Origin of the sequence: Mycolicibacterium moriokaense, from assembly GCF_010726085.1 — a bacterium.
Taxonomy (GTDB): domain Bacteria; phylum Actinomycetota; class Actinomycetes; order Mycobacteriales; family Mycobacteriaceae; genus Mycobacterium; species Mycobacterium moriokaense.
This window is the reverse complement of record NZ_AP022560.1, coordinates 3,432,646-3,451,265: the sequence shown is the minus strand read 5'-3', so window position 1 is coordinate 3,451,265 and position 18,620 is coordinate 3,432,646. Positions and strand designations below refer to the sequence as shown.

General features: G+C 66.7%; 21 protein-coding genes. 10 read left to right on the top strand and 11 right to left on the bottom strand.

Going from position 1 to position 18,620, the window contains the following annotated elements:
* Nucleotides 1-4: 4 nt before the first annotated feature.
* Together G6N43_RS16840 and G6N43_RS16835 are read right to left on the bottom strand one after the other, a co-directional pair.
* The gene (locus G6N43_RS16840) at nt 5-742 is read right to left on the bottom strand and encodes a L,D-transpeptidase (RefSeq protein WP_083150915.1); all 738 of its coding nucleotides are present in this window, start codon (nt 740-742) and stop codon (nt 5-7) included.
* A 237-nt stretch (nt 743-979) separates the two neighbouring features.
* Entirely contained in the window at nt 980-2,347 is a 1,368-nt protein-coding gene (locus tag G6N43_RS16835) for a DUF7159 family protein (protein ID WP_083150913.1), read from the bottom strand.
* 223 nt (nt 2,348-2,570) lie between these two features.
* On the opposite strand from G6N43_RS16835, the gene G6N43_RS16830 reads away from it, so the two are divergent.
* Nucleotides 2,571-4,049 carry a peptide MFS transporter gene (locus G6N43_RS16830; protein WP_083150911.1) on the top strand — a complete coding sequence of 493 codons (1,479 nt, stop codon included), beginning with the start codon at nt 2,571-2,573 and terminating at the stop codon, nt 4,047-4,049.
* On the opposite strand, the gene G6N43_RS16825 is transcribed toward G6N43_RS16830, so the two are convergent.
* Nucleotides 4,046-4,987, bottom strand: coding sequence for a threonine ammonia-lyase (locus G6N43_RS16825; RefSeq protein WP_179968038.1), 942 nt, complete (start codon nt 4,985-4,987; stop codon nt 4,046-4,048). The genes G6N43_RS16830 and G6N43_RS16825 overlap by 4 nt on opposite strands.
* 50 nt (nt 4,988-5,037) lie before the next feature.
* Complete coding sequence (locus G6N43_RS16820; protein ID WP_083150907.1) at nt 5,038-5,916, bottom strand: hypothetical protein; 879 nt, start codon at nt 5,914-5,916, stop codon at nt 5,038-5,040.
* Nucleotides 5,917-6,027: 111 nt separating this feature from the next.
* Between G6N43_RS16820 and G6N43_RS16815 the strand changes: the two genes are divergently transcribed.
* The 3 genes from G6N43_RS16815 (at nt 6,028) to G6N43_RS16805 (ending at nt 7,990) form a co-directional block, all read left to right on the top strand.
* Nucleotides 6,028-6,480, top strand: coding sequence for an acyl-CoA thioesterase (locus tag G6N43_RS16815; protein WP_083150905.1), 453 nt, complete (start codon nt 6,028-6,030; stop codon nt 6,478-6,480).
* 67 nt (nt 6,481-6,547) lie between these two features.
* Nucleotides 6,548-7,543, top strand: a complete 996-nt coding sequence (gene speB / locus G6N43_RS16810; protein WP_083151012.1) for an agmatinase — start codon at nt 6,548-6,550, stop codon at nt 7,541-7,543.
* Between the two features lie 69 nt (nt 7,544-7,612).
* Entirely contained in the window at nt 7,613-7,990 is a 378-nt protein-coding gene (locus G6N43_RS16805) for a thiol-disulfide oxidoreductase DCC family protein (protein ID WP_083150903.1), read from the top strand.
* A 145-nt stretch (nt 7,991-8,135) separates the two neighbouring features.
* Here the strand turns inward: G6N43_RS16805 and G6N43_RS16800 are convergent, their stop codons facing one another.
* Together G6N43_RS16800 and G6N43_RS16795 are read right to left on the bottom strand one after the other, a co-directional pair.
* Nucleotides 8,136-8,669, bottom strand: a complete 534-nt coding sequence (locus G6N43_RS16800) for a lipoprotein LppJ family protein (RefSeq protein ID WP_083150901.1) — start codon at nt 8,667-8,669, stop codon at nt 8,136-8,138.
* A gap of 8 nt (nt 8,670-8,677) precedes the next feature.
* Nucleotides 8,678-9,310: a TetR/AcrR family transcriptional regulator gene (locus G6N43_RS16795; protein WP_083150899.1), complete on the bottom strand. Its 633-nt coding sequence runs from the start codon at nt 9,308-9,310 to the stop codon at nt 8,678-8,680.
* A gap of 58 nt (nt 9,311-9,368) precedes the next feature.
* Here G6N43_RS16795 and G6N43_RS16790 point away from each other — a divergent pair, with 58 nt between their 5' ends.
* From G6N43_RS16790 to G6N43_RS16780, 3 genes are all read left to right on the top strand, one after another.
* A complete protein-coding gene (locus tag G6N43_RS16790) occupies nt 9,369-10,211 on the top strand; it encodes an alpha/beta fold hydrolase (RefSeq protein ID WP_083150897.1) in 843 nt (280 codons plus the stop codon).
* A gap of 65 nt (nt 10,212-10,276) precedes the next feature.
* Entirely contained in the window at nt 10,277-12,109 is a 1,833-nt protein-coding gene (locus G6N43_RS16785; RefSeq protein WP_083150895.1) for an MFS transporter, read from the top strand.
* Between the two features lie 56 nt (nt 12,110-12,165).
* Nucleotides 12,166-12,345: a hypothetical protein gene (locus tag G6N43_RS16780; RefSeq protein WP_234810078.1), complete on the top strand. Its 180-nt coding sequence runs from the start codon at nt 12,166-12,168 to the stop codon at nt 12,343-12,345.
* Here the strand turns inward: G6N43_RS16780 and G6N43_RS16775 are convergent.
* Complete coding sequence (locus tag G6N43_RS16775; RefSeq protein ID WP_083150891.1) at nt 12,342-13,226, bottom strand: cyclopropane mycolic acid synthase family methyltransferase; 885 nt, start codon at nt 13,224-13,226, stop codon at nt 12,342-12,344. The two genes, G6N43_RS16780 and G6N43_RS16775, sit on opposite strands and share 4 nt — an antisense overlap.
* 236 nt (nt 13,227-13,462) lie before the next feature.
* Between G6N43_RS16775 and G6N43_RS16770 the strand changes: the two genes are divergently transcribed.
* A complete protein-coding gene (locus G6N43_RS16770) occupies nt 13,463-14,422 on the top strand; it encodes a bifunctional helix-turn-helix transcriptional regulator/GNAT family N-acetyltransferase (protein ID WP_083150889.1) in 960 nt (319 codons plus the stop codon).
* Nucleotides 14,423-14,432: 10 nt separating this feature from the next.
* Nucleotides 14,433-14,732, top strand: coding sequence for a hypothetical protein (locus G6N43_RS16765; protein ID WP_083150886.1), 300 nt, complete (start codon nt 14,433-14,435; stop codon nt 14,730-14,732).
* Here the strand turns inward: G6N43_RS16765 and G6N43_RS16760 are convergent.
* The 3 genes from G6N43_RS16760 to G6N43_RS16750 all read right to left on the bottom strand — a co-directional run bounded on the left by G6N43_RS16760 (nt 14,680) and on the right by G6N43_RS16750 (nt 17,048).
* The gene (locus G6N43_RS16760) at nt 14,680-15,567 is read right to left on the bottom strand and encodes a cytochrome c biogenesis CcdA family protein (RefSeq protein ID WP_083150884.1); all 888 of its coding nucleotides are present in this window, start codon (nt 15,565-15,567) and stop codon (nt 14,680-14,682) included. The two genes, G6N43_RS16765 and G6N43_RS16760, sit on opposite strands and share 53 nt — an antisense overlap.
* Nucleotides 15,568-15,573: 6 nt before the next feature.
* Entirely contained in the window at nt 15,574-16,077 is a 504-nt protein-coding gene (locus G6N43_RS16755; protein ID WP_083150882.1) for a protein disulfide oxidoreductase, read from the bottom strand.
* Between the two features lie 92 nt (nt 16,078-16,169).
* Nucleotides 16,170-17,048 carry a TIGR03854 family LLM class F420-dependent oxidoreductase gene (locus tag G6N43_RS16750; protein WP_083150880.1) on the bottom strand — a complete coding sequence of 293 codons (879 nt, stop codon included), beginning with the start codon at nt 17,046-17,048 and terminating at the stop codon, nt 16,170-16,172.
* 82 nt (nt 17,049-17,130) lie between these two features.
* Between G6N43_RS16750 and G6N43_RS16745 the strand changes: the two genes are divergently transcribed.
* A complete protein-coding gene (locus G6N43_RS16745) occupies nt 17,131-17,604 on the top strand; it encodes an SRPBCC family protein (protein WP_083150878.1) in 474 nt (157 codons plus the stop codon).
* Here the strand turns inward: G6N43_RS16745 and G6N43_RS16740 are convergent.
* Nucleotides 17,601-18,563 (bottom strand): alpha/beta hydrolase, encoded by a 963-nt coding sequence (locus G6N43_RS16740; protein ID WP_083150875.1) that lies wholly within the window; start codon nt 18,561-18,563, stop codon nt 17,601-17,603. The genes G6N43_RS16745 and G6N43_RS16740 overlap by 4 nt on opposite strands.
* Between the last annotated feature and the right edge of the window lie 57 nt (nt 18,564-18,620).

Sequence of the window (18,620 nt, the reverse complement as noted above, 5' to 3'; positions counted from 1 at the left end):
GACCCTAGGCCTCGATGATGATCGGATCGCCGATCCGGACCATGTTGTAGTACCAGTCCGCGTTGTCCGGGCTGAGGTTGATGCAGCCATGGCTGACGTTCTCGTAGCCCTGGGAACCGACGGACCATGGTGCGCCGTGGACGTACACCCCGCCCCAGGTCACGCGGACCGCGTCGTACACGGTGAGCTTGTAGCCCTCCGGGTCGCTGAGCGGGATGCCGATGGTCCGCGAATCCATGATCACGGTCGCCTGCTTCTCCAGCGCGGTGAAGTTGCCGACCGGCGTCGGGAACCTGGGCTTGCCCATCGACGCGGGCATTTCGCGCAGCACCTCGCCGTCCATGCTGACGGTGAAGGTGTGGTTGCTGATGCTGGCCACCCCTACCGTGGCCGCCCCGGTCTCGAAACTCGTCTTCACGCCGCCGACGCTCAGCGAAATGGTGCTGTGAGCGGGCCAGAACTCGGTCGGATTCCATTGCAGTACACGGTCGTTGAGCCAGGTGAAGTTGCCGACCGGGACTGTCGGTGAATCGATCTTGACACGGTGCTCGGCGGCCGCGCGGTCGGCGATGTCGCCGGCGAATGTCACCGTGATCGGATGGGCCACACCGACCGTCACGCCCGACGGCGAGATACTCACCACGTCCGTCGGGGCTGCGACGCCCGCCGAGACGGTTGCGACGGACCCCGACATCGCGGCCACCATGAGGCCGACCACGGCCACGATTCGAAGTTTCAGCACACTTTTATCCTAGTTCGTCGGAACGAGTTGGCCCGGATTCCGCAAGTTCCAGGTGACCCCGCATGTCGTCTATCCATCCCGAACATTGATCGAATTCGCCGTTCAGAACGTTTCAGGCGGCGTCGATCCGCGCCGGTGCCGCCGGGCGGCTGACCGCTAGCAACGCATGGCCGGCGGCGGGGCACAGAGCCGCCAGCACACAACGTCGCTATCGGGATCCGGGGCGAGAATACGGCGTCACTGAGGCGGCAGCAGCGGCTGTGATTCCGGGGCCGGCGGTGCGAATGCCGCGGGGTCCTGAGGCGCAGCACCCGGCAAGGGCGCGGCAGGCGGGGGCCCCTGCTGCTGATCGTCGTTTCTGCCGATGTTCGACAGCCGCTCCTTGATCCTGGTCAGCAGGCCAGACCGCTGCTCTGGTACCGGTATCGGCTGGGCGGGCACCAGACCGGGCGCTGGTGCGACACCTTCCGGCGGCAACGCTTCGACGGGAAGGCCAGGCGCGGGCGCGACGGGCGCCTCTGGTGGCGGTGCAACGACATCCGGCAGGGCGGCGACCGGCTCTACCGGAACGTCGACGATGCTCTCCGGCGGCAGCTCGACGTCCACGGGCGGGGCCTCCGGCGGGGGTAGCGGCAATTCCTCGACGGGCGCCGGGACGGCGGCGGGGCGAGGGGCCTCCTCGGGGAGCGCCACGCGCACCCCCGCGTTCGCGATGTCCGGAGAGGCCTTGGCCGCGGGCCGCGGCTCCCCCAGTGCGATGTCCCGCTCCGGCGTCATCTCCATGCTGACGGCCACCGACACCGACGCGACGAAAGTGACCGCGCCTGCGACCAGCATTGCCAGCGGGCCGGTCTGCGTCAGCGGTCGACGGCTTTGCCGTGTGGACCGCTGTGAACCCTTACCGCTCTGGGCTTTCCCGATCTGAATGAACGCGGTGTTGCGCGCTGACGCGAGCGCCGCGCCACGGGCCAGCGCGAACTCGGACTCGGCCGGGACGTACACAGGCACCGACAAGAGGTCCTCCAGCCGTGGGAGCACCGACTGGACGTCGCCGCCGGAACCGACCACGACAAGCGCCTCGGGCCGCCAGTCGGCCCCGGCAAAAACGGTGCTCAACCAGTGGAGCAACGCCTCTTCGGTGTCGATGGCGTGGTTGACGGCCGTCTGTACCGCTCCGACGCCGTCGTGGACGATCAGCATGATCACCGTGTCGGGCTCGACCACGCAGACAGCGGTGACCTGGTATCCGAGGACGTCGGCGATGCCCCATGCCAGGGCCTCCGTCGCCTCGGGCAACCGCACCGGAACGATGTTGTCGAATCCGCATTCGGACAACGACTTCAACAGCAATTTCGCCTCGTCGGCGGCGCCGTCACTCCAGGTGACACCGATTGAATGGAGCCGTTGGCCACGTGAGGCCGCGATGGCCTCGGTCCGCAGGACGGCGGCGGCCGCCTGGTCCGACGCCTGGCGGGGCGTCGCATGCCGGCCGGATACGACCTCAAAGGCTTCGCGGTCGACCGTTGTGCCGTCGGCGTCCTGCCCCTCAACGAGAACGAGACCCACTGCGGCCGGCGTCACCGACAAACCGAGTACGGTGTCCACTCTTGCCCTTCTGAAACCGATCCAGACGTCCACCTGTCCGGGGTGACCTTACCTGCGCCCGCGAGCTTCGGCTCACCGGGCGTTGTTCGGACAGATCAGCTCGCCGCGTCGACGTGTGCTGTGGTCCTGAAATGCACTGCGCGCCCTCCAGCAGCACCTTTGCCCGAAATGTCACTCGCCCGATCCGTCGCCGAAGTTCCGCCCGGATGGCATCGTGACCCCCATGGCAACTGCGGAACATGCCGCGGGACAGATCGATGGTGGCCCCGCAGGCCGCATGGTGTTCGGTCATCCCATCGGCCTGGCCAACCTGTTCGGCGTCGAACTCTGGGAGCGGTTCTCGTTCTACGGGATGCTCACCATCCTCGGGTACTACCTCTATTACTCGCTGACCGACGGCGGCCTCGAACTGCCCAAGACCACCGCGACCGGCATCGTCGGCGCCTACGGCGGTCTGGTCTATCTGTCCACCGTCCTCGGCGGCTGGATCGCCGACCGGGTGCTCGGCATGGAGCGCACCGTCCTCTACGGAGGCGTGGTGGTGATGTGCGGCCACATCGCGCTTGCGGTGATACCTGATCTTGCCGGTGTCGCGGTGGGTCTGGTGTTGGTGGCGCTGGGCTCCGGCGCCTTGAAGGCCAACGCGTCGTCGCTTTTGGGCACCCTCTACGAGAAGGGTGACCCGCGCTGCGACGGCGGTTTCACGCTGTTCTATCTCGGCATCAATCTCGGTGCGTTCATCGGACCGCTCATCACTGGACTCCTCCAGACCCGGATGGGATTCCATTGGGGCTTCGGCGCCGCCGCCGTCGGAATGGCCCTCGGGCTGACGCAGTACGTCGTCTTCCGGCGCAACCTCGGCGACCACGGCCGCGTTGTGCCGAACCCGTTGCCCCGCAGCTCCATTGGCTGGGTCGCGGGTATCGGCGTCCTGACGGTTGTGGTGATTGTGGTGGCGTTCGCCACCGGCCTGGTCGAGTTGGCCAATCTGTCGCACGTGACGACGGGCGTGATCGTCGCGGCGTCGGCCGTGTACTTCATCGTGATGCTCACGAGCTCGAAGGTGGTGCCGATCGAGCGGACCAGGATCCGGGCGTTCATTCCGCTGTTCATCGCCAACGCGGTGTTCTGGTCTTTGTTCCAGCAGATTTTCACCGTGCTCGCGGTCTACTCGGACGAGCGGATGAACTGGTCGATCTTCGGCTGGATCGCTCCGTCCAGCTGGATCGGCTCGATCGAGCCGGTGTGGATCATCCTGCTCTCACCGGTGTTCGCGACCATGTGGACGCGACTCGGCACCCGTGCACCCACCACACCGCGCAAGTTCGCCTACGGCGTGATCGGCATGGGCTTGGCGTTCCTGTTGTTCCTGCCGATGGCGGCCACGACTGGACGGGCGGTGCCTGCCCTGCTGGTGGTCGGGATCATGGCGGTGTTCGCCATTTCCGAGTTGCTGCTGTCGCCGATCGGCTTGTCGGTCACGACAAAGCTTGCGCCAGAAGCGTTTCGGGCGCAGATGATGGCGCTGTACTTCTTCTCGGTCGGTCTCGGCACTGCGATGTCGGGCGTGCTGTCGCGCTACTACGATCCGGCCCGCGAGTTCGCCTACTTCGGCATACTCGGCGGCGTCGCGATCGCGGCCGGTGTGGTCGTGTTCGCGTTGTCGTCATGGATCAGTCGGTTAATGGAGGGCGTGCACTAGCTGGCCAGTATGTCCGTCAGCACCTGGGGTTCGATGTTGCCGCCCGAGAGCACCATCACGGTGCGACCTGGCGGTGTTCGACGCTGCCGGTAGGCCGCCAGCGCGACCGCGCCGCTGGGTTCACTGACCAGGTGTGCTCGCAGCGCGAGTTCTCTTACCGCACTGCAAATCTCGCTCTCCGATACGGTGATCACGCCGTCGAGCACCTTCTGCAGGTGGGCGAACGTCAGCTCCGACGGTTGTGAGCGAAGGCCGTCGGCGATGGTGCGATTGCGGTCCTCGATCGACCAGTCCACCCGATGACCCTTCGAGAGTCCTTCGGCGGTGTCGGCGGCGAGCTCGGGCTCCACGCCGAACACTCTTGCTAACGGGCACAGCGCCTTGATCGCGGTGCCGACCCCGGAGGCCAGACCGCCGCCGCTGACCGGGACGAGCACATTCTCGACCGTGGGCAGATCCTCAGCGATCTCCAGGCCGAGAGTGCCCTGTCCGGCGATGATGTCGGGATGGTCGAACGGCGGGACCAGCACCCCGCCGGTCCGCTCCACCACCTCGGCCGCCACCCGCTCGCGCTCCCCTGCCTCACAGAGCACGACTTCGGCGCCGCGCGCGCGGGTGGCATCGATCTTGACCGCCGGGGTCTCCTTCGGCATGACGATATGTGCCGGAATCGCATACACCGCGGCGGCGTAGGCAACGGCCTGGGCATGGTTGCCGCTGGAATAGGCGACGACGCCGCGGGTGCAGACGGATTCATCGAGGTTGCCGATGGCGTTGAACGCACCGCGGACCTTGAACGCCCCGATCGGCTGGAGATTCTCGGGCTTGATCCACAATGGCCGGTCGTCATCGCCCCACAGCGCCTGCAGCAGGGGCGTGCGCACGGCGAAGGCGCGAATCCGCGTCGCCGCCGACCTGATGTCGTCGATGCTCACCATGTCCACGGGCCCAGTCTTGTCGACAACGGTCCGTGGTTACCAGGCCCTGCCTACTTGCGGCGTGCGATGAAACTGCTTCCCGTTGACTGACCTTCGATGTCGAATCCACGGCCGGCCAGCAGTCGCCGGAAGAACTCGGCGCTGACCTTGTTCTTCAGTCGTACGCCGTACTCACGCGAGAACACCCGGTCCGCGGGCAGTCGAAGCGCGGGCGGGCCCCCGGGCGGCGGGATGAACTCGAACGTCACGCCGTCGGCCGTCACCGTCGCGTACTGGTACTCCAACAGTGGCTCCCAGCTGTCATCGCGACGCACCGACACCGAACCGTCCTCGTGGACCTGGAATTCGCTGCCACGCTTGAGGAGCGGGAGGAGGTTGAACCACAACAGGAGAAGGCCCGGCAGGATGAGCAGGAACAGGGCGTACGCGTGGGTCTTCTCGAGTTCCGCGTCGTACATGGGTGTGATCAGTTCGGCGATCCAACCCTCCACGAAGATCGCGATGTCCTTGAGCAAGTCACCGAAACTCGCACGCCCCGTGGACATGTCGTAGATCGCCGCGAACAGCCCTGCGACGCCACCGATGGTGAGCAGTGCGCCGAGGATCACCAGCGCCCAATTGGTCCTGGACACGAACGCTCCGAGCAGACGCGTCGGTTCGGACAGCTCGACCTTGGGGCCGCCCAACGGCTTCGCCAGACACCAGACGCTGACGGCGATCGCGGCGACGAGGGCCACGAACTCCCAACCGCTGAAGTAGACGCTCTGCGAATTCCAGATTGCCAGCCCGAGAAACGTCAGCCACGCGATCCACCGCAGAACCCGTTGCCACCAGGCGGGCAATCGTTCGGCGGTGGGCTCGGGTCGTTGCCGGACCTCCCGGCCGTCGCCGGCGGGGTTGGGTGCCTGCCAGCCCCCGTCGGTGGTCATGACGATCGCCCGCGGGTGCTCACGCGAAGATCGTAGCGGCGGGAATCGTTGCTGACCCGAACTCCGCGAACTCGTGACGAGCAGGTCGTGCGTGCTCGATAGGGTGATGCCGTGACCTCGTTTTCGTTGCCGATCGTGCCGCGCTACGCGGAGGTCGATCAACAGGGTGTCGTGTTCAACGGTCATTACCTCACCTGGTTCGACGAGGCGTGCACCGCGTTCCTCGACCATCTGGACGTCACCTACCCGGGCTTGATCGCCGGTGGACACGACATCCAGGTGGTGCACAGCGAGATCGACTTCAAGGGGCCGGTCAGGTGGCGCGACTCGGTCCGGGTCGAGGTGCACTGTGAGGCAATCGGATCCACCAGTTTCACGCTGGGCTTCACGGTGTGGCGGAGCAAGAGCGGCAATGACGCCGATACCGAACAGCAGCCCGCGGTGCGTGGCCGCAACGTCTATGTGGTGGTCTCCACCGACGACTGGGCCAAACGTCCCATTCCGCCGACGCTGCGCGAAGCGCTGACTTCGGTTGAGGGTCAAGCGCGTAACGCATCCGATTGAGCCGTTGCAAAGGTACGGTCAGGGGATGGGTCACGATCACGGTCATCAGCGAGACCTTCCGCCGGGGATGGTCGAGCAGTTAGAACTGGCCTACGCCGGGGTGGCGTCGTTCGGGCATCGCCCGTTCCTCACCGAGGTCGAACAGCTGGAGTCGTGGCGCCCGGACGTGGCGATCGTCGGGGCACCGTTCGACGTCGGGACCACGAACCGGCCGGGCGCGCGGTTCGGCCCCCGAGCCATCCGCGCCACCGCCTATGAACCGGGCACTTACCACCTGGATCTGGGGCTGGAGATCTTCGACTGGCTCGAAGTCGTCGACTTCGGCGACGCGTACTGCCCGCACGGACAGACCGAGGTCTCGCACAACAACATCCGCGAGCGCGTGCACGCCATCGCGTCCCGCGGCATCGTGCCCGTCATCCTCGGTGGCGACCACTCGATCACCTGGCCCGCCGCGACCGCCGTGGCCGACGTGCACGGGTACGGCAACGTCGGCATCGTGCACTTCGACGCACACGCCGATACCGCCGACGAGATCGAGGGCAACCTGGCCAGTCACGGCACCCCCATGCGTCGTCTCATCGAATCCGGTGCGGTGCCGGGCAGCCACTTCGTCCAGGTCGGTCTGCGCGGCTATTGGCCGCCGCAGGACACCTTCGAGTGGATGCAAGAACAACGCATGACGTGGCACACCATGCAGGAGATCTGGGATCGCGGCTTCAAGGAGGTCATGCGCGACGCCGTCAACGAGGCGCTGGCCAAGGCGGAGAAGCTGTATGTCTCCGTCGACATCGACGTCCTCGACCCCGCGCATGCGCCCGGCACCGGCACGCCGGAGCCCGGCGGCATCACCACCGCGGATCTGCTGCGCCTGGTGCGTCAGCTCTGTCGCGAGCACGACGTCGTCGGCGTCGACGTCGTCGAGGTGGCGCCCGCCTACGACCACGCGGAACTCACCGTCAACGCTGCGCACCGGGTGGTTTTCGAAGCGCTCGGCGGGATGGCCGCGCGCCGCCGCGATGCCGCCCCGGACGCCGCACCGCCGGGTCCACCTGCGCGCTGACGACGCTGCGTTTGTGATCTGGGTCCCGGCGGGGTGTTGCCCGGGTGGCGCCGAGAGCACAATCGGGGTATGGCCGGAACCCTGTTCTTCGACGGCAACTGCGGCATGTGCACACGGGCGCGCGATTTCCTGGTCCGGCACAACCGAACCGGCGACCTCGAGACGGAGCCGCTGCAGGCCCCAAGTGTGGCCGAGCGCCTCGGCGTACCCGAGGACCGACTGCTGGACTCCGTGCGCTGGCTGGACCAGTCGGGCGCCGTCTACTCCGGGGCGGAGGCGGCGAACGCCGCGGTGTCGGTTGCCCTCGGCACCCGGCTGCCGATCCTGATCTATCGGATACCGGGCATCCGGCAGGCCGAGGAGGCGGTCTACCGCTGGGTCGCCGACCATCGCTACCGCTTCCCGGGAAAGACGCCGTACTGCGAGTCGCATCCGGTCGCCTGCTGAAAAGACCGCTTCGACGCCGATGGCGCGGCTTCCCTTACGCTGCAACGCAACCGGGGGTTCGTCGACGCAGGGCGGCTCACTGCCGTCGGATTCAAACACGGCCGCTGGCTCGCCACTCTCCTACTGCAGCGCAGCCTCGGCGACGTCACAGACTGACCTCGGTCCACGCCGGGTTGTCGTTACGGTGATCCCCGAAGTTTCGGCACTCCCCGTAGAGTCGGAGCGTGCCGAAGGCCGGGTCGTCGACGTTGCGTTGCAGCTCGGCGACGACGCCGCCGCTGGTGAGCTTGCGGCCGAAGTGCTCCGCCCTCGCGGGCGCGTCCACCCAGCCGTAGACGATCATCGCCGAAGCGACCTCGTCCAGATAGCGCGCCCAGTCACTGTGCAGCAGACGGAAATTCATGTAGAGGGTTGCCTGATAGGGCGGCCCGTTCTCGTCCGCGCAGGACATGAACGAATAGCCTCCGGTGGCATCCTGTAGGTGCGCGGCGCCGACGATCTGCCTGGCCGCATGTATCACCTGCTCGGCCGCCTGAGCATCGCTCAGGGATGGGCCATCCAGATCGATGCCCTGGCGGTCGACCAGGACAAGCCCTGCCCCGAGCACGAGCGACAGCACGAGGGCGCTCCACAACAGTGCCTTCGACTGTCGCGTCCGGAGCCACCCACCGCTGGCCATGGGTGAACCTAACCGCCGGCGATCCCTCTGATCAATCGCTCGCACACGGCGTCCATCTCGCTGCGCGCCCGCTTCCGGTCAGCGGCACGCGACACGTACAGCGCCGCCTCGTCGAGCGCGCCGAGCAACACATGTGCGGTGGGACGCAGCGGCTGCTCCGGGATGGCCTTCTCAGTGATCGCGTGGGCGAGCATTCCCTCGATCACCCCGAGCCCGTACTTGACCCCGACTTCGCGCCAGCGGTCCCAGCCCAGCACCGCCGGGGCGTCGATCAGAACGATCTGCTGCACATCGGGCGCCGCGCACCCGTCGAGGAACAAGCGAGCAGCGACCCGCATCGTCTCCAACGGATCGAGGGGCTGGAGTTCGGCGATCTGGCGGGCGATGTCCTCGACCAGATCCCGCTCGATCTGCTCGTAGACCGCCGCGAACAGGCCTACCTTGTCGTCGAACTGGTGGTACAGCGCGCCGCGGGTAACCCCGGCGGCGGCCACGATCGCCTGCGTGGAGACCTCGTTGAAGCCCTTGTCGGCGAACAGCTTTCGGCCGGCATCGATCAACGCCGCGCGCGTCGCCGCCGTGCGCTGTGCCTGGGTGCGCCTGGTCGTCGGCGGTGCCCCAGCCCGATCGTTGACTTTCATACAGTCTGCACGTAACTTTCATACCAAGTGTTTGTAAGTTAGGGGAAGGATAGCGAACATGCCGCAGGTCGTACTGGACCAAGCCACGATCGACTACCGCGTGTTGGGTCCAGAGGACTCGCCGTATCCGCCAGTCGTCTTCGTGCACGGAATCCTTGTGGACAGCAGGCTCTGGGACCGCGTCGCCGACGGTCTGGCGCGCCGGGGCTACCGCTGCTATCTGCCGAACTGGCCCCTTGGCTCGCACACGATTCCGGTCGATCCCGGTGCCGAACTCTCGCCGCGGTCGGTGGCGACGATGATCCGCGACTTCATCGACCGGTTCGGCCTGTCCGACGTCACGCTCGTGGGCAACGACACCGGCGGCGGCTTGTGCCAGTTGGTCGTCGACGCGTATCCCGACCGGGTGGGGCGGCTGGTCCTGACGAACTGCGATGCGTTCGACAAGTTTCCGCCGTTCCCGTTCACGATCGTGTTCGCGCTCCTACGTGGGCCCGTGTCGATCAAGGTGCTGTTCGAGCAGATGCGGATCAAAGCGCTGCGGCACTCTCCGCTCGGCTTCGGCCTGCTTCTCAAACCCGATCCGCACCTGACGGCGTCGTGGTTGGAGCCGGCACGCACGGACGTCCGGATTCGGCGCGACCTCGCGCGGCTGCTGCGGGCGGTCGCCAAAACCGACCTGATCGGCGTATCGACACGGATGCGCCACTTCACCAAGCCGGTCACCATCGTTTGGGGCCAGCGTGACCGGGCCTTCACCCCCGCGCTCGGCCAACGACTGGCCGCCCAGTTCCCGAACTCGACGCTGATCGAGGTGCCCGATGCGCGCACCTTCGTCTCGCTGGATGCGCCGTCGGCGGTGATCGACGCGATCACCGCAGTGGCGGCCAAATCCCGCTGACCTGTCCTGGCGCGGATTATTTCGGGCCGGGCGGGTACTCCCGGTCGAGACGACAGGAGGCGCCGATGACCGCGGATGTTTCGACCGGCACGATCACGACACAGGTACCCAGCCGGCTGGATCGCCTGCCCTGGTCCAGATTCCACTGGCGGGTGGTGATCGGACTCGGTGGCGTGTGGGTCCTCGACGGCCTCGAAGTCACGATGGTGGGCAACGTCGCCGAGCGGCTCACCGAGCCCGGCAGCGGAATCGAGCTCACCGCAGGCCAGATCGGCATCGCCGCTGCGATCTACATCGCGGGCGCTTGCCTGGGCGCCTTGTTCTTCGGTCAGCTCACCGATCGGTTCGGCCGCAAGAAACTGTTCATCCTGACGCTCGCGGTGTACCTGGCCGCCACGGTGGCAACGGCATTCGCGTTCGCGCCGTGGTATTTCTTCATCGCCCGCTTCTTCACCGGGGCCGGTATCGGTGGCGAATATGCCGCGATCAACTCCGCGATCGACGAGTTGATCCCGGCGCGTGTCCGCGGCCGCGTCGACCTGATCATCAACGGGTCGTATTGGTTGGGCGCCGCGGGCGGCGCGGCGGGCGCCCTGCTGTTGTTGAACACCTCGCTGTTCCCCCAGGATCTGGGCTGGCGGCTCGCCTTCGGCATCGGCGCCGTCTTCGGACTCGCGGTGCTGGTGGTGAGGCGCCACGTCCCGGAAAGTCCGCGTTGGTTGTTCATCCATGGGCGCGAGGAGGACGCCGAACGGATCGTCCGCGAGATCGAACAGGAGGTGGAACGCGAAACCAGCGAGAAGCTCTCCGAACCCGAAGGGTCGCTCACGATCCGGCCGCGCAAGACGATCTCGTTCGTCGAGATCGCCAAGGTCGCCTTCACTCAGTACCCCAAGCGCGCGATCCTCGGGCTGGCGTTGTTCATCGGCCAGGCCTTCCTGTACAACGCCTTCACGTTCAACCTCGGCACGCTGCTCGGCACGTTCTACGGTGTGGCCTCAGGGACGGTGCCGCTGTTCTTCATCGTATGGGCGCTGAGCAATTTCGCGGGACCGCTGCTGTTGGGCCGGTTGTTCGACACCGTGGGACGCAAAGCGATGATCGCGTTCGCATACCTGGGATCCGCGGTGGTGGCCATCGCGCTCACCGCGCTGTTCTTCGCGGAGATCGGCGGAGTGGACATCTTCATCGCGGTGCTGTCGGTCTACTTCTTCCTGGCGTCCTCAGGCGCCAGCGCGGCATACCTCACTGTCAGCGAGATCTTCCCGATGGAGACCCGGGCGTTGGCCATTGCGTTCTTCTACGCGGTCGGCACAGCGATCGGTGGCATCACAGGACCACTTCTCTTCGGCCAGCTCATCGACACCGGCGACCGGGGGCTGGTGGCCATGTCGTTTCTCATCGGCGCAGCCGTGATGGCGGTCGGCGGGGTGGTCGAGTTGATCTTCGGCGTGAAGGCCGAAGGCAAGAACCTGGAGGATCTCGCCGAACCGCTCACCGCCGAATCCGACGAAGCCGATGAGCCGGCCGAATCCGATGAGCAGCGGGCGCGCGCCGCACGGATTGCCGCACGGGCGCAACGGCAGCTCGCGATGCAATCCGGTGCCCGACGCTACCGGCCGGGGCCGTCGGCGGGCTGGAATGCGGCGTGGCGGGAGTCGCCGAGCCCCGGGACCATCGAGAGCGCGCTCGACCATGAGATCGAGACGATCGTCCGTGCCGTCGCCGAACATCAGCCGATGAAGGTGCGCGATCTGCACAGAGCGGTCGGCGCCCGCTACTGGGGGCCCGGCGCGTTTCGCAGCGCGGTGCGGGAAGCGTTGGCAGAGAACCGGATCGCGCGCCAGCGGCACGGCCTGATCGGGCTGCCACCGCAGGACGCCAACCAAGGATCGTGATGCTGCGCTGCCGCGTATTCGGCCATCAACCGGCCTTCTCCGCGGAAGGTTTCACCATGCGATGGGCGTGTGAGCGATGCGGAGGGTCAAGCGGCGCAAAGGAATACGGGAGCGCCGAGGAGGCCGCCCGCTACGCGCGCGCCTTCAACAAGCGCGACGTCGACGATCTGGGCAAGCGCGCACCGCTGATCGGGCTCCTGCCGCTACGCCTTTGGCGGCGGCTGCGCCGACGCTAGCTCTTGGTCAGGGTGAACTGGCAGATGTCGGTGTAACCCTCGCGGAACAGATCCGCGCACCCGGTCAGGTACTTCATATAGCGGTCGTAGACCTCTTGGGACTGAAGCGCGATCGCCTCGTCCTTGCGGGCTGACAGCTTCTCCGCCCAGATGTCCAGCGTGCGCGCGTAGTGCATGCGCAGTCGCTGGGCACGCTTGAGATGGAAGCCGGCCTCGGCGGCGTGCTTCTCGAGCTGTGAGGGCTTCGGCAAGTCCCCGCCCGGGAAGATCTCGTCCATGATGAACTTCGAGAACCGGACGATCCTCATGGTGAGCTTCAGGCCCTGATCCAGGAATTCCTGGTCTTCGGGCTTGATGATGGTGTGCACCATCATCACCCCGTCGTCGGGCAGCACGGCGTAGGCCTTCTTGAAGAAGTCGTCGTAGCGGTCGCGTCCGAAGTGCTCGAAGGCGCCGATCGAGACGATGCGGTCGACCGGCTCGTCGAACTGCTCCCACCCCTGCAACATCACGCGCTTGGTGCGGGTGCTGGGTGAGGCGGCGAACACCTTCTCGACATGGGCCTTCTGGTTTTCACTCAAGGTGAGCCCGATGACGTTGACGTCGTACTTCTCCAGCGCGCGGTTGAGCGTGGCGCCCCAGCCGCAGCCGATGTCGAGAAGCGTCATACCGGGCTTCAGGTCCAGCTTGCCGAGCGACAGGTCGATCTTGGCGATCTGCGCCTCCTCCAGCGTCATGTCGTCACGCTCGAAGTAGGCGCAGCTGTATGTCTGCGTCGGATCGAGAAACAGTCGGAAGAACTCGTCCGACAGGTCGTAGTGCGACTGCACGTTCTCAAAGTGCGGCTTGAGGTCCTGAGCGTCGCTGGTCGAATCTGGCAAGTTTTAGCCTCTGACGTTTTATCGATTTTCCGAACATGTGCGAGGGCCCCACCCGGTGCGGATGCCTCCCCCGATTATCTGCGCAGTTTACGCACAGTACATAAGACAACCCAGTTTGGCCTCGCCACCAGATTGCGCACGTCGTCTCGATTCAGAAACTGACGCCAGCGAATATTTGTCGGCGCTGGTGAGACGATAGTTGACGGGAAGCAACTAATTAGTTGACGATAACAACTATGCCCGAAGCCGTCGACGAAGTCCGTGGGTTCAACCGCTTCTACACCCGGGTGCTCGGCTTGTTGCGGCCGGACCTCGCGGGTTCGACATTCGGTCTGACCGAGGCCAGGGTGCTGTACGAGCTGGCGCACAGCAATGGGGTTTCCGCATCGGACCTGCGTGCCGCGCTCGATCTCGACGCCGGGTATCTGAGCCGCATCCTCGGCGCGTTCAGCACTGCCGGTCTGATCGTCCGGGAGCGGTCGACAGACGACGGCCGTCGTCAGACCATTCGGCTGACGGACGACGGGCGGCGCGCCTTCGCCGAACTCGACCGGTTGCAGGCCCAGGCGATCGACACCTTGTTGACGCCGCTGGACCAGGCGCAGCGTCAGGAACTCGTCACATCTATGCGCACGATCAAACGCGTGCTCGACGCGCCCGGACCGCGTCCGCGCGTCATCATTCGTCCGCCCGAGCCCGGCGACCTCGGCTGGGTCGTGGAGCGTCACGGCGCGCGCTACGCCGCGGAGTACGGCTGGGATGCCACCTTCGAAGCCCTGGTCGCCCGCGTCGTCGCCGACTTCGCCGAACGTCGCGGTACCGCCCGCGAAGCCTGCTGGATCGCGGAGGTGGACGACACCCGCGTCGGCTCGGTGTTCTGCACGGCCGCCGACGAACCAGACACCGCGCAGCTACGGCTGCTGCTGGTCGAGCCGCAGGCCCGCGGACTCGGCGTCGGGACGAGGCTGGTCGACGAATGCCTGAGGTTCGCGAAGAGATGGGGCTACACGCGAATCACATTGTGGACCAACGACGTTCTGGTGGCCGCTCGGCGGATCTATGAACGCGCCGGTTTCCGGTGCGACCGCCGCGAGGCACACCACAGCTTCGGGCACGACCTCGTCGGGGAGTACTGGTCACGGGATCTCGCGGGATCTGTAGCGGCGGGGCTTCCCCCATCCCCGCCGCGGGAGTAGGCATGAACGCATGAACCTTCGAGACGTTTCAGTGCTGCGCGACACCGCGGACACCGACGCCGCACGTGTTTACGGGCAGCCGTACGAAACCGCGGACGGTACGACGGTCATTCCGGTGGCCAAGGAGCGCGGCGGGGCGCTCGGCGTGTTCGTCGTCAAGGACGGCAACGCCAAGTGGATACCCGCGGTCGACGCCACCCGCACCACGCTGGCAGGCATCCTCGTCGGATTCATCTCGGCGGCGCTAGCCGGCGTGGCTATGGTCCGTCGTCCACCGTGGCCGGACCTGTACGGCGACGTGTCGCGCTGATTCGCGTTCGCCACACGATGAGCAACGCGGCGAGGGTCAGCACCGCCAGCGCGGTGATCCACGGCCACGCGCCATGCCCGTGTACCCAGCCTGCGATCGCTCCTTGTAGGCGACCTGCCGCTGCGATCACGGGATCGTCGGGGTTGCCGTCACCGTGGAACAGCAGCACCTCGTAGAGGCCGTAGTAGGTCACGTAGCCGCCGGCGAGCACGAGCAGCGCGCCGCCGATTCGATTGACGTACGGCACGATGCGGCGCATCCGTTCGACGACGGCGGAGGTCGTCAGCGCGGCAGCGACCGCGAGCGCGCCGACCACCAGCGTGAAACCCGCGGCGTACGCCGCGTAGACGAACAGCGCCGTCGGCACCGAGCCTCGGGAGGCGGCCGCGGTCACGGCGAGGAACGGGGCGATCGTGCACGACAGTGACGCGAGTGCGTAGCTGATCCCGTAGCCGAACATCGAACCGAGTCGAGCCGTCGGCGCCCAGCAGGCGCGCGGTGTCCACACGTGCATCTCGCGACCCAGCAGCAACCAAATGCCAACGGCGACAAGGACAACACCGACCGTGACGGTGACATAGGGCAGGTAGCGTTGCACGGTCGCGGCCGCGGCGACCGTCAACAGGCCGAACGCGCCGAACACCGCGACAAAGCCGATCGCCATCGAGACCGTGGCCGCGGCGGCGCGGCCCAGGGCCGTCAGCGCACCGCGCTCACCGGTGCCGTCGCCGCGCACCACCAACGCCAGATAGCCGGGCAGCATGGCGAAGCCGCACGGGTTGAGCGCAGCGACCAGGCCGGCGGCGAACGCCAGACTGACCAGATCCTGGTCCACGACGGTCTACGCCAGCGCTGTCACCCGGTCCGAGAGTTCCTGCTGCGACATCGCCGACGTCGGGTTGTTCACGAACGTCGACGAGCCATCGGACCGGTAGAAGACGTAGGCCGGCTGCCACGGCACGTTGTAGCGCGCCCAGATCGCGCCGTCCGCGTCGTTGAGGTTCGTGAAGTTCAGGTTGTACTTCGATACGAAGGACTGCATGTCGGCCACGCTCGAGCGGGCCGCGACGCCGACGAAGGTCACGTCGGGATTCGCGGCGGCGACCTGGCTGACGCTGGGCGCCTCGGCGTTGCAGAACGGGCACCACGGCGTCCAGAACCACAGCACCGCCGGCTTACCCACCAGGCTCTCCCCCGAGAACGGCGCGCCCGACAGCGTCGTCCCGGTGAACTGCATGCGGTCGTCGGCGACAGCGGTGGGCGGGCTCACCAGAGCCAGTGCCAGCACTGCCGCGACGGCGGCAACCCCCAACGTGCGGCTTATCCGTGCGAATCGAACGGCCATATCGAACTCCTTAGCTCCCCGGGCACAGCGAATGGATCGTCGAGACGACACACTTTTAAACACGGTTGCGCGGCTGGGCCGGTTCACCGACGTCAGTTCTGGCGAGGCAGCAGTTCGGCGACGAAGCGGTCGATGAACTCCGCAGTGCGGGCACCGGCGGGCCGGATGACAAACTTGGTCAGTCCGGCCTCGAGGTAGGCGTCGAGCTGACGGTGCAGGCTTGGCCAGCTGTCAGCGATGAGTTCGGTTGGATCCAGGTCGGGTCGGCGGCGCCTGACCGCTTCGACGAGCTCCTCGGGCAACGGTCCGTCGGACACCGCGAGGTTGATGCCGAAATGGTCTGCCTCGATTTCGCGGCCGGCCTCCTGCGCTGTCCGCTCGATCTGTTCGCGGCCGCGTCGCGCTTCGGCAGGGGTGAGGAAGCTGCCCAGCCAACCGTCGCCGAGCCGACCGATGCGCCGGAAGCCGGCGGGCGCCGAGCCGCCCAGCCAGAGGTCCAGGGGCTTGCTCGGGCGGGGCGCAATACCGACCGCACTGGCGGAGAAGTAGTCGCCTTCGAACGAGACATCGTCTTGTTCCAGAGCGGATCTGAGCAGCCGCAGCGATTCGTCGAAAACTGCGGCGCGCTCGCCGTCGGGAACCACGAAGATCTCCCGCTCGGCGGGGATGGCCGAGCGCAGTCCGAACACCGGCAGTACACGTTTGGGGGCGAGCGCGGCCAGTGACGCGAGCTGCTTTGCCACCAGCACCGGGTGCCGTCCCGGGAGCACCACGACCGACGTGCCGACCTTGAGGTTGCGAGTGCGCGCCAGGGCGTGCGCCATGCCGATGAACGGATCCACCGCCTTGCTGTAGACGAGTTCGGAGAACCACAACGAATCGACGCCCCTCGCCTCGAGATGGTCGACGATCGCAGACAGTTCCTCGGGGCCCGTCTCGGCGCCCAATCCGACACCGAAGCGAATCTTCACACCGCGCCTCCTGGACTCTGCCGCAATGCTACGGTGCGAAAATGCCTGATAGCAAAGGACATTCCTGGAGAAGGGGTTGGCCGTGGACGGATCGGTGACGGTGTTCATGGCGGCTCCCGCGGACAAGATCTGGGAGTTGATCGCCGACGTGCGTAATACCGGCCGTTTCTCTCCCGAGGTGATGGAAGCCGAGTGGCTCGGCGGGGCGACCGGTCCGGCACTCGGCGCCCGCTTTCGCGGTCACGTCAAACGCAACGAGATCGGCCCGGTGTATTGGACGAAGTGCAAGGTGACCGCCTGCGAGCCGGGACACGAATTTGGCTTCGCGGTGCTGGCCGGTGAGAAGGCGCTCAACAACTGGCACTACAAGCTCACGCCGGTCGACGGCGGCACCGAGGTCACCGAATCCTTCCGCCTCGACGATTCGCTTCCCATGAAGCTCTTCTCGCTGTTCGGCGGACAACTGCGGCGCCGCCGCAACATCCGCGATATGCGCAAGACGCTGGAGCGGATCAAGGCCGTCGTGGAGGAACCGGTGGAGAAACCGGACGCCTAGAGCGCGCGCAGGCGGCGTATGCGGTCGCTGATCGCCCGGCGCGAGACGGCGGCTTCCCCCGCCAGCGCCTCGAAGGCGTGCGGGCAACCGGGGTACACGTGCAACTCCGTCGGGACTCCCGCATCGGCGAGTCGACGAGCGTAGACGATGTCCTCGTTGCGGAAGATGTCGAGGTCGCCGACGTCGATGTAGGTGTCGGGTAAACCGGTGAGGTCCTCGGCGCGTGCCGGTGCCGCGTACGGCGACACCGCGTCGCCGCCCGCGTTGCGGCCCAACAACGCGCCCCACCCCGTGACGTTGTCGTCGTAGGTCCACGTCAAAAACGGCTGCAGTTGGGGATCCGGTGTGGCGGGCCGGTCGTCGAGCATCGGATAGATCAGCAGTTGCTGGGCAAGCGCGGGACCGCCGCGGTCCCGTGCCATCAGGGCCACGCCCGCGGCCAGGCCGCCGCCCGCACTGTCTCCCATCACCGCCACACGCGTCGGGTCGACGGCGAGGTCCGCCGCGTGCTCGGCCAACCAGACCAGCGCGCCGTAGCAGTCCTCCACCGGTGTCGGATGCGGATGTTCGGGCGCCACCCGGTAATCCGGGAGGAGCATCGGCACACCCGAGGCGGCGACGTAGTCGCGGACGGCGAGGTCATAGGCCGCACCGACGTGTTCGAGGCTGAAGATCATGCCGCCGCCGTGCAGATACAGCGCGGCGCTACGGGTCTGCGCACCGCCGGACGGGAAGTACCACGTGAGATCCAGCGACGCCCCATCGGCGGCGGTCATGGTGTGATGCGCGGTGTCGACGCCGTGGGTGGGCGCGCGCATTGAGGCGACGAGGTCGAACATCCGGTGACCGCTGACGCGCCGCGCCTCCACGTCGCCGACCGGCGGCGCCTCTGTATCGCCGAGCGCCGCAAACAACGGCGCCATCTCCGCCAGCACCTGCTCATCGATACCGAGAGTCATGCAGCGACACTAACGCGGATGCGTGTGACTGCGACGAGAACGGCGGAAACGGCCGTC

What these genes read in the sequence shown, in the direction of transcription:
- G6N43_RS16830 (WP_083150911.1), top strand. Translation starts at nt 2,571, where the DNA reads ATGGCAACTGCGGAACATGCCGCGGGACAGATCGATGGTGGCCCCGCA.
- G6N43_RS16825 (WP_179968038.1), bottom strand. Translation starts at nt 4,987, where the DNA reads ATGGTGAGCATCGACGACATCAGGTCGGCGGCGACGCGGATTCGCGCC.
- G6N43_RS16820 (WP_083150907.1), bottom strand. Translation starts at nt 5,916, where the DNA reads ATGACCACCGACGGGGGCTGGCAGGCACCCAACCCCGCCGGCGACGGC.
- speB (WP_083151012.1), top strand. Translation starts at nt 6,548, where the DNA reads ATGGTCGAGCAGTTAGAACTGGCCTACGCCGGGGTGGCGTCGTTCGGG.
- G6N43_RS16805 (WP_083150903.1), top strand. Translation starts at nt 7,613, where the DNA reads ATGGCCGGAACCCTGTTCTTCGACGGCAACTGCGGCATGTGCACACGG.
- G6N43_RS16800 (WP_083150901.1), bottom strand. Translation starts at nt 8,669, where the DNA reads ATGGCCAGCGGTGGGTGGCTCCGGACGCGACAGTCGAAGGCACTGTTG.
- G6N43_RS16795 (WP_083150899.1), bottom strand. Translation starts at nt 9,310, where the DNA reads ATGAAAGTCAACGATCGGGCTGGGGCACCGCCGACGACCAGGCGCACC.
- G6N43_RS16790 (WP_083150897.1), top strand. Translation starts at nt 9,369, where the DNA reads ATGCCGCAGGTCGTACTGGACCAAGCCACGATCGACTACCGCGTGTTG.
- G6N43_RS16785 (WP_083150895.1), top strand. Translation starts at nt 10,277, where the DNA reads ATGACCGCGGATGTTTCGACCGGCACGATCACGACACAGGTACCCAGC.
- G6N43_RS16780 (WP_234810078.1), top strand. Translation starts at nt 12,166, where the DNA reads ATGCGATGGGCGTGTGAGCGATGCGGAGGGTCAAGCGGCGCAAAGGAA.
- G6N43_RS16770 (WP_083150889.1), top strand. Translation starts at nt 13,463, where the DNA reads ATGCCCGAAGCCGTCGACGAAGTCCGTGGGTTCAACCGCTTCTACACC.
- G6N43_RS16765 (WP_083150886.1), top strand. Translation starts at nt 14,433, where the DNA reads ATGAACCTTCGAGACGTTTCAGTGCTGCGCGACACCGCGGACACCGAC.
- G6N43_RS16755 (WP_083150882.1), bottom strand. Translation starts at nt 16,077, where the DNA reads ATGGCCGTTCGATTCGCACGGATAAGCCGCACGTTGGGGGTTGCCGCC.
- G6N43_RS16740 (WP_083150875.1), bottom strand. Translation starts at nt 18,563, where the DNA reads ATGACTCTCGGTATCGATGAGCAGGTGCTGGCGGAGATGGCGCCGTTG.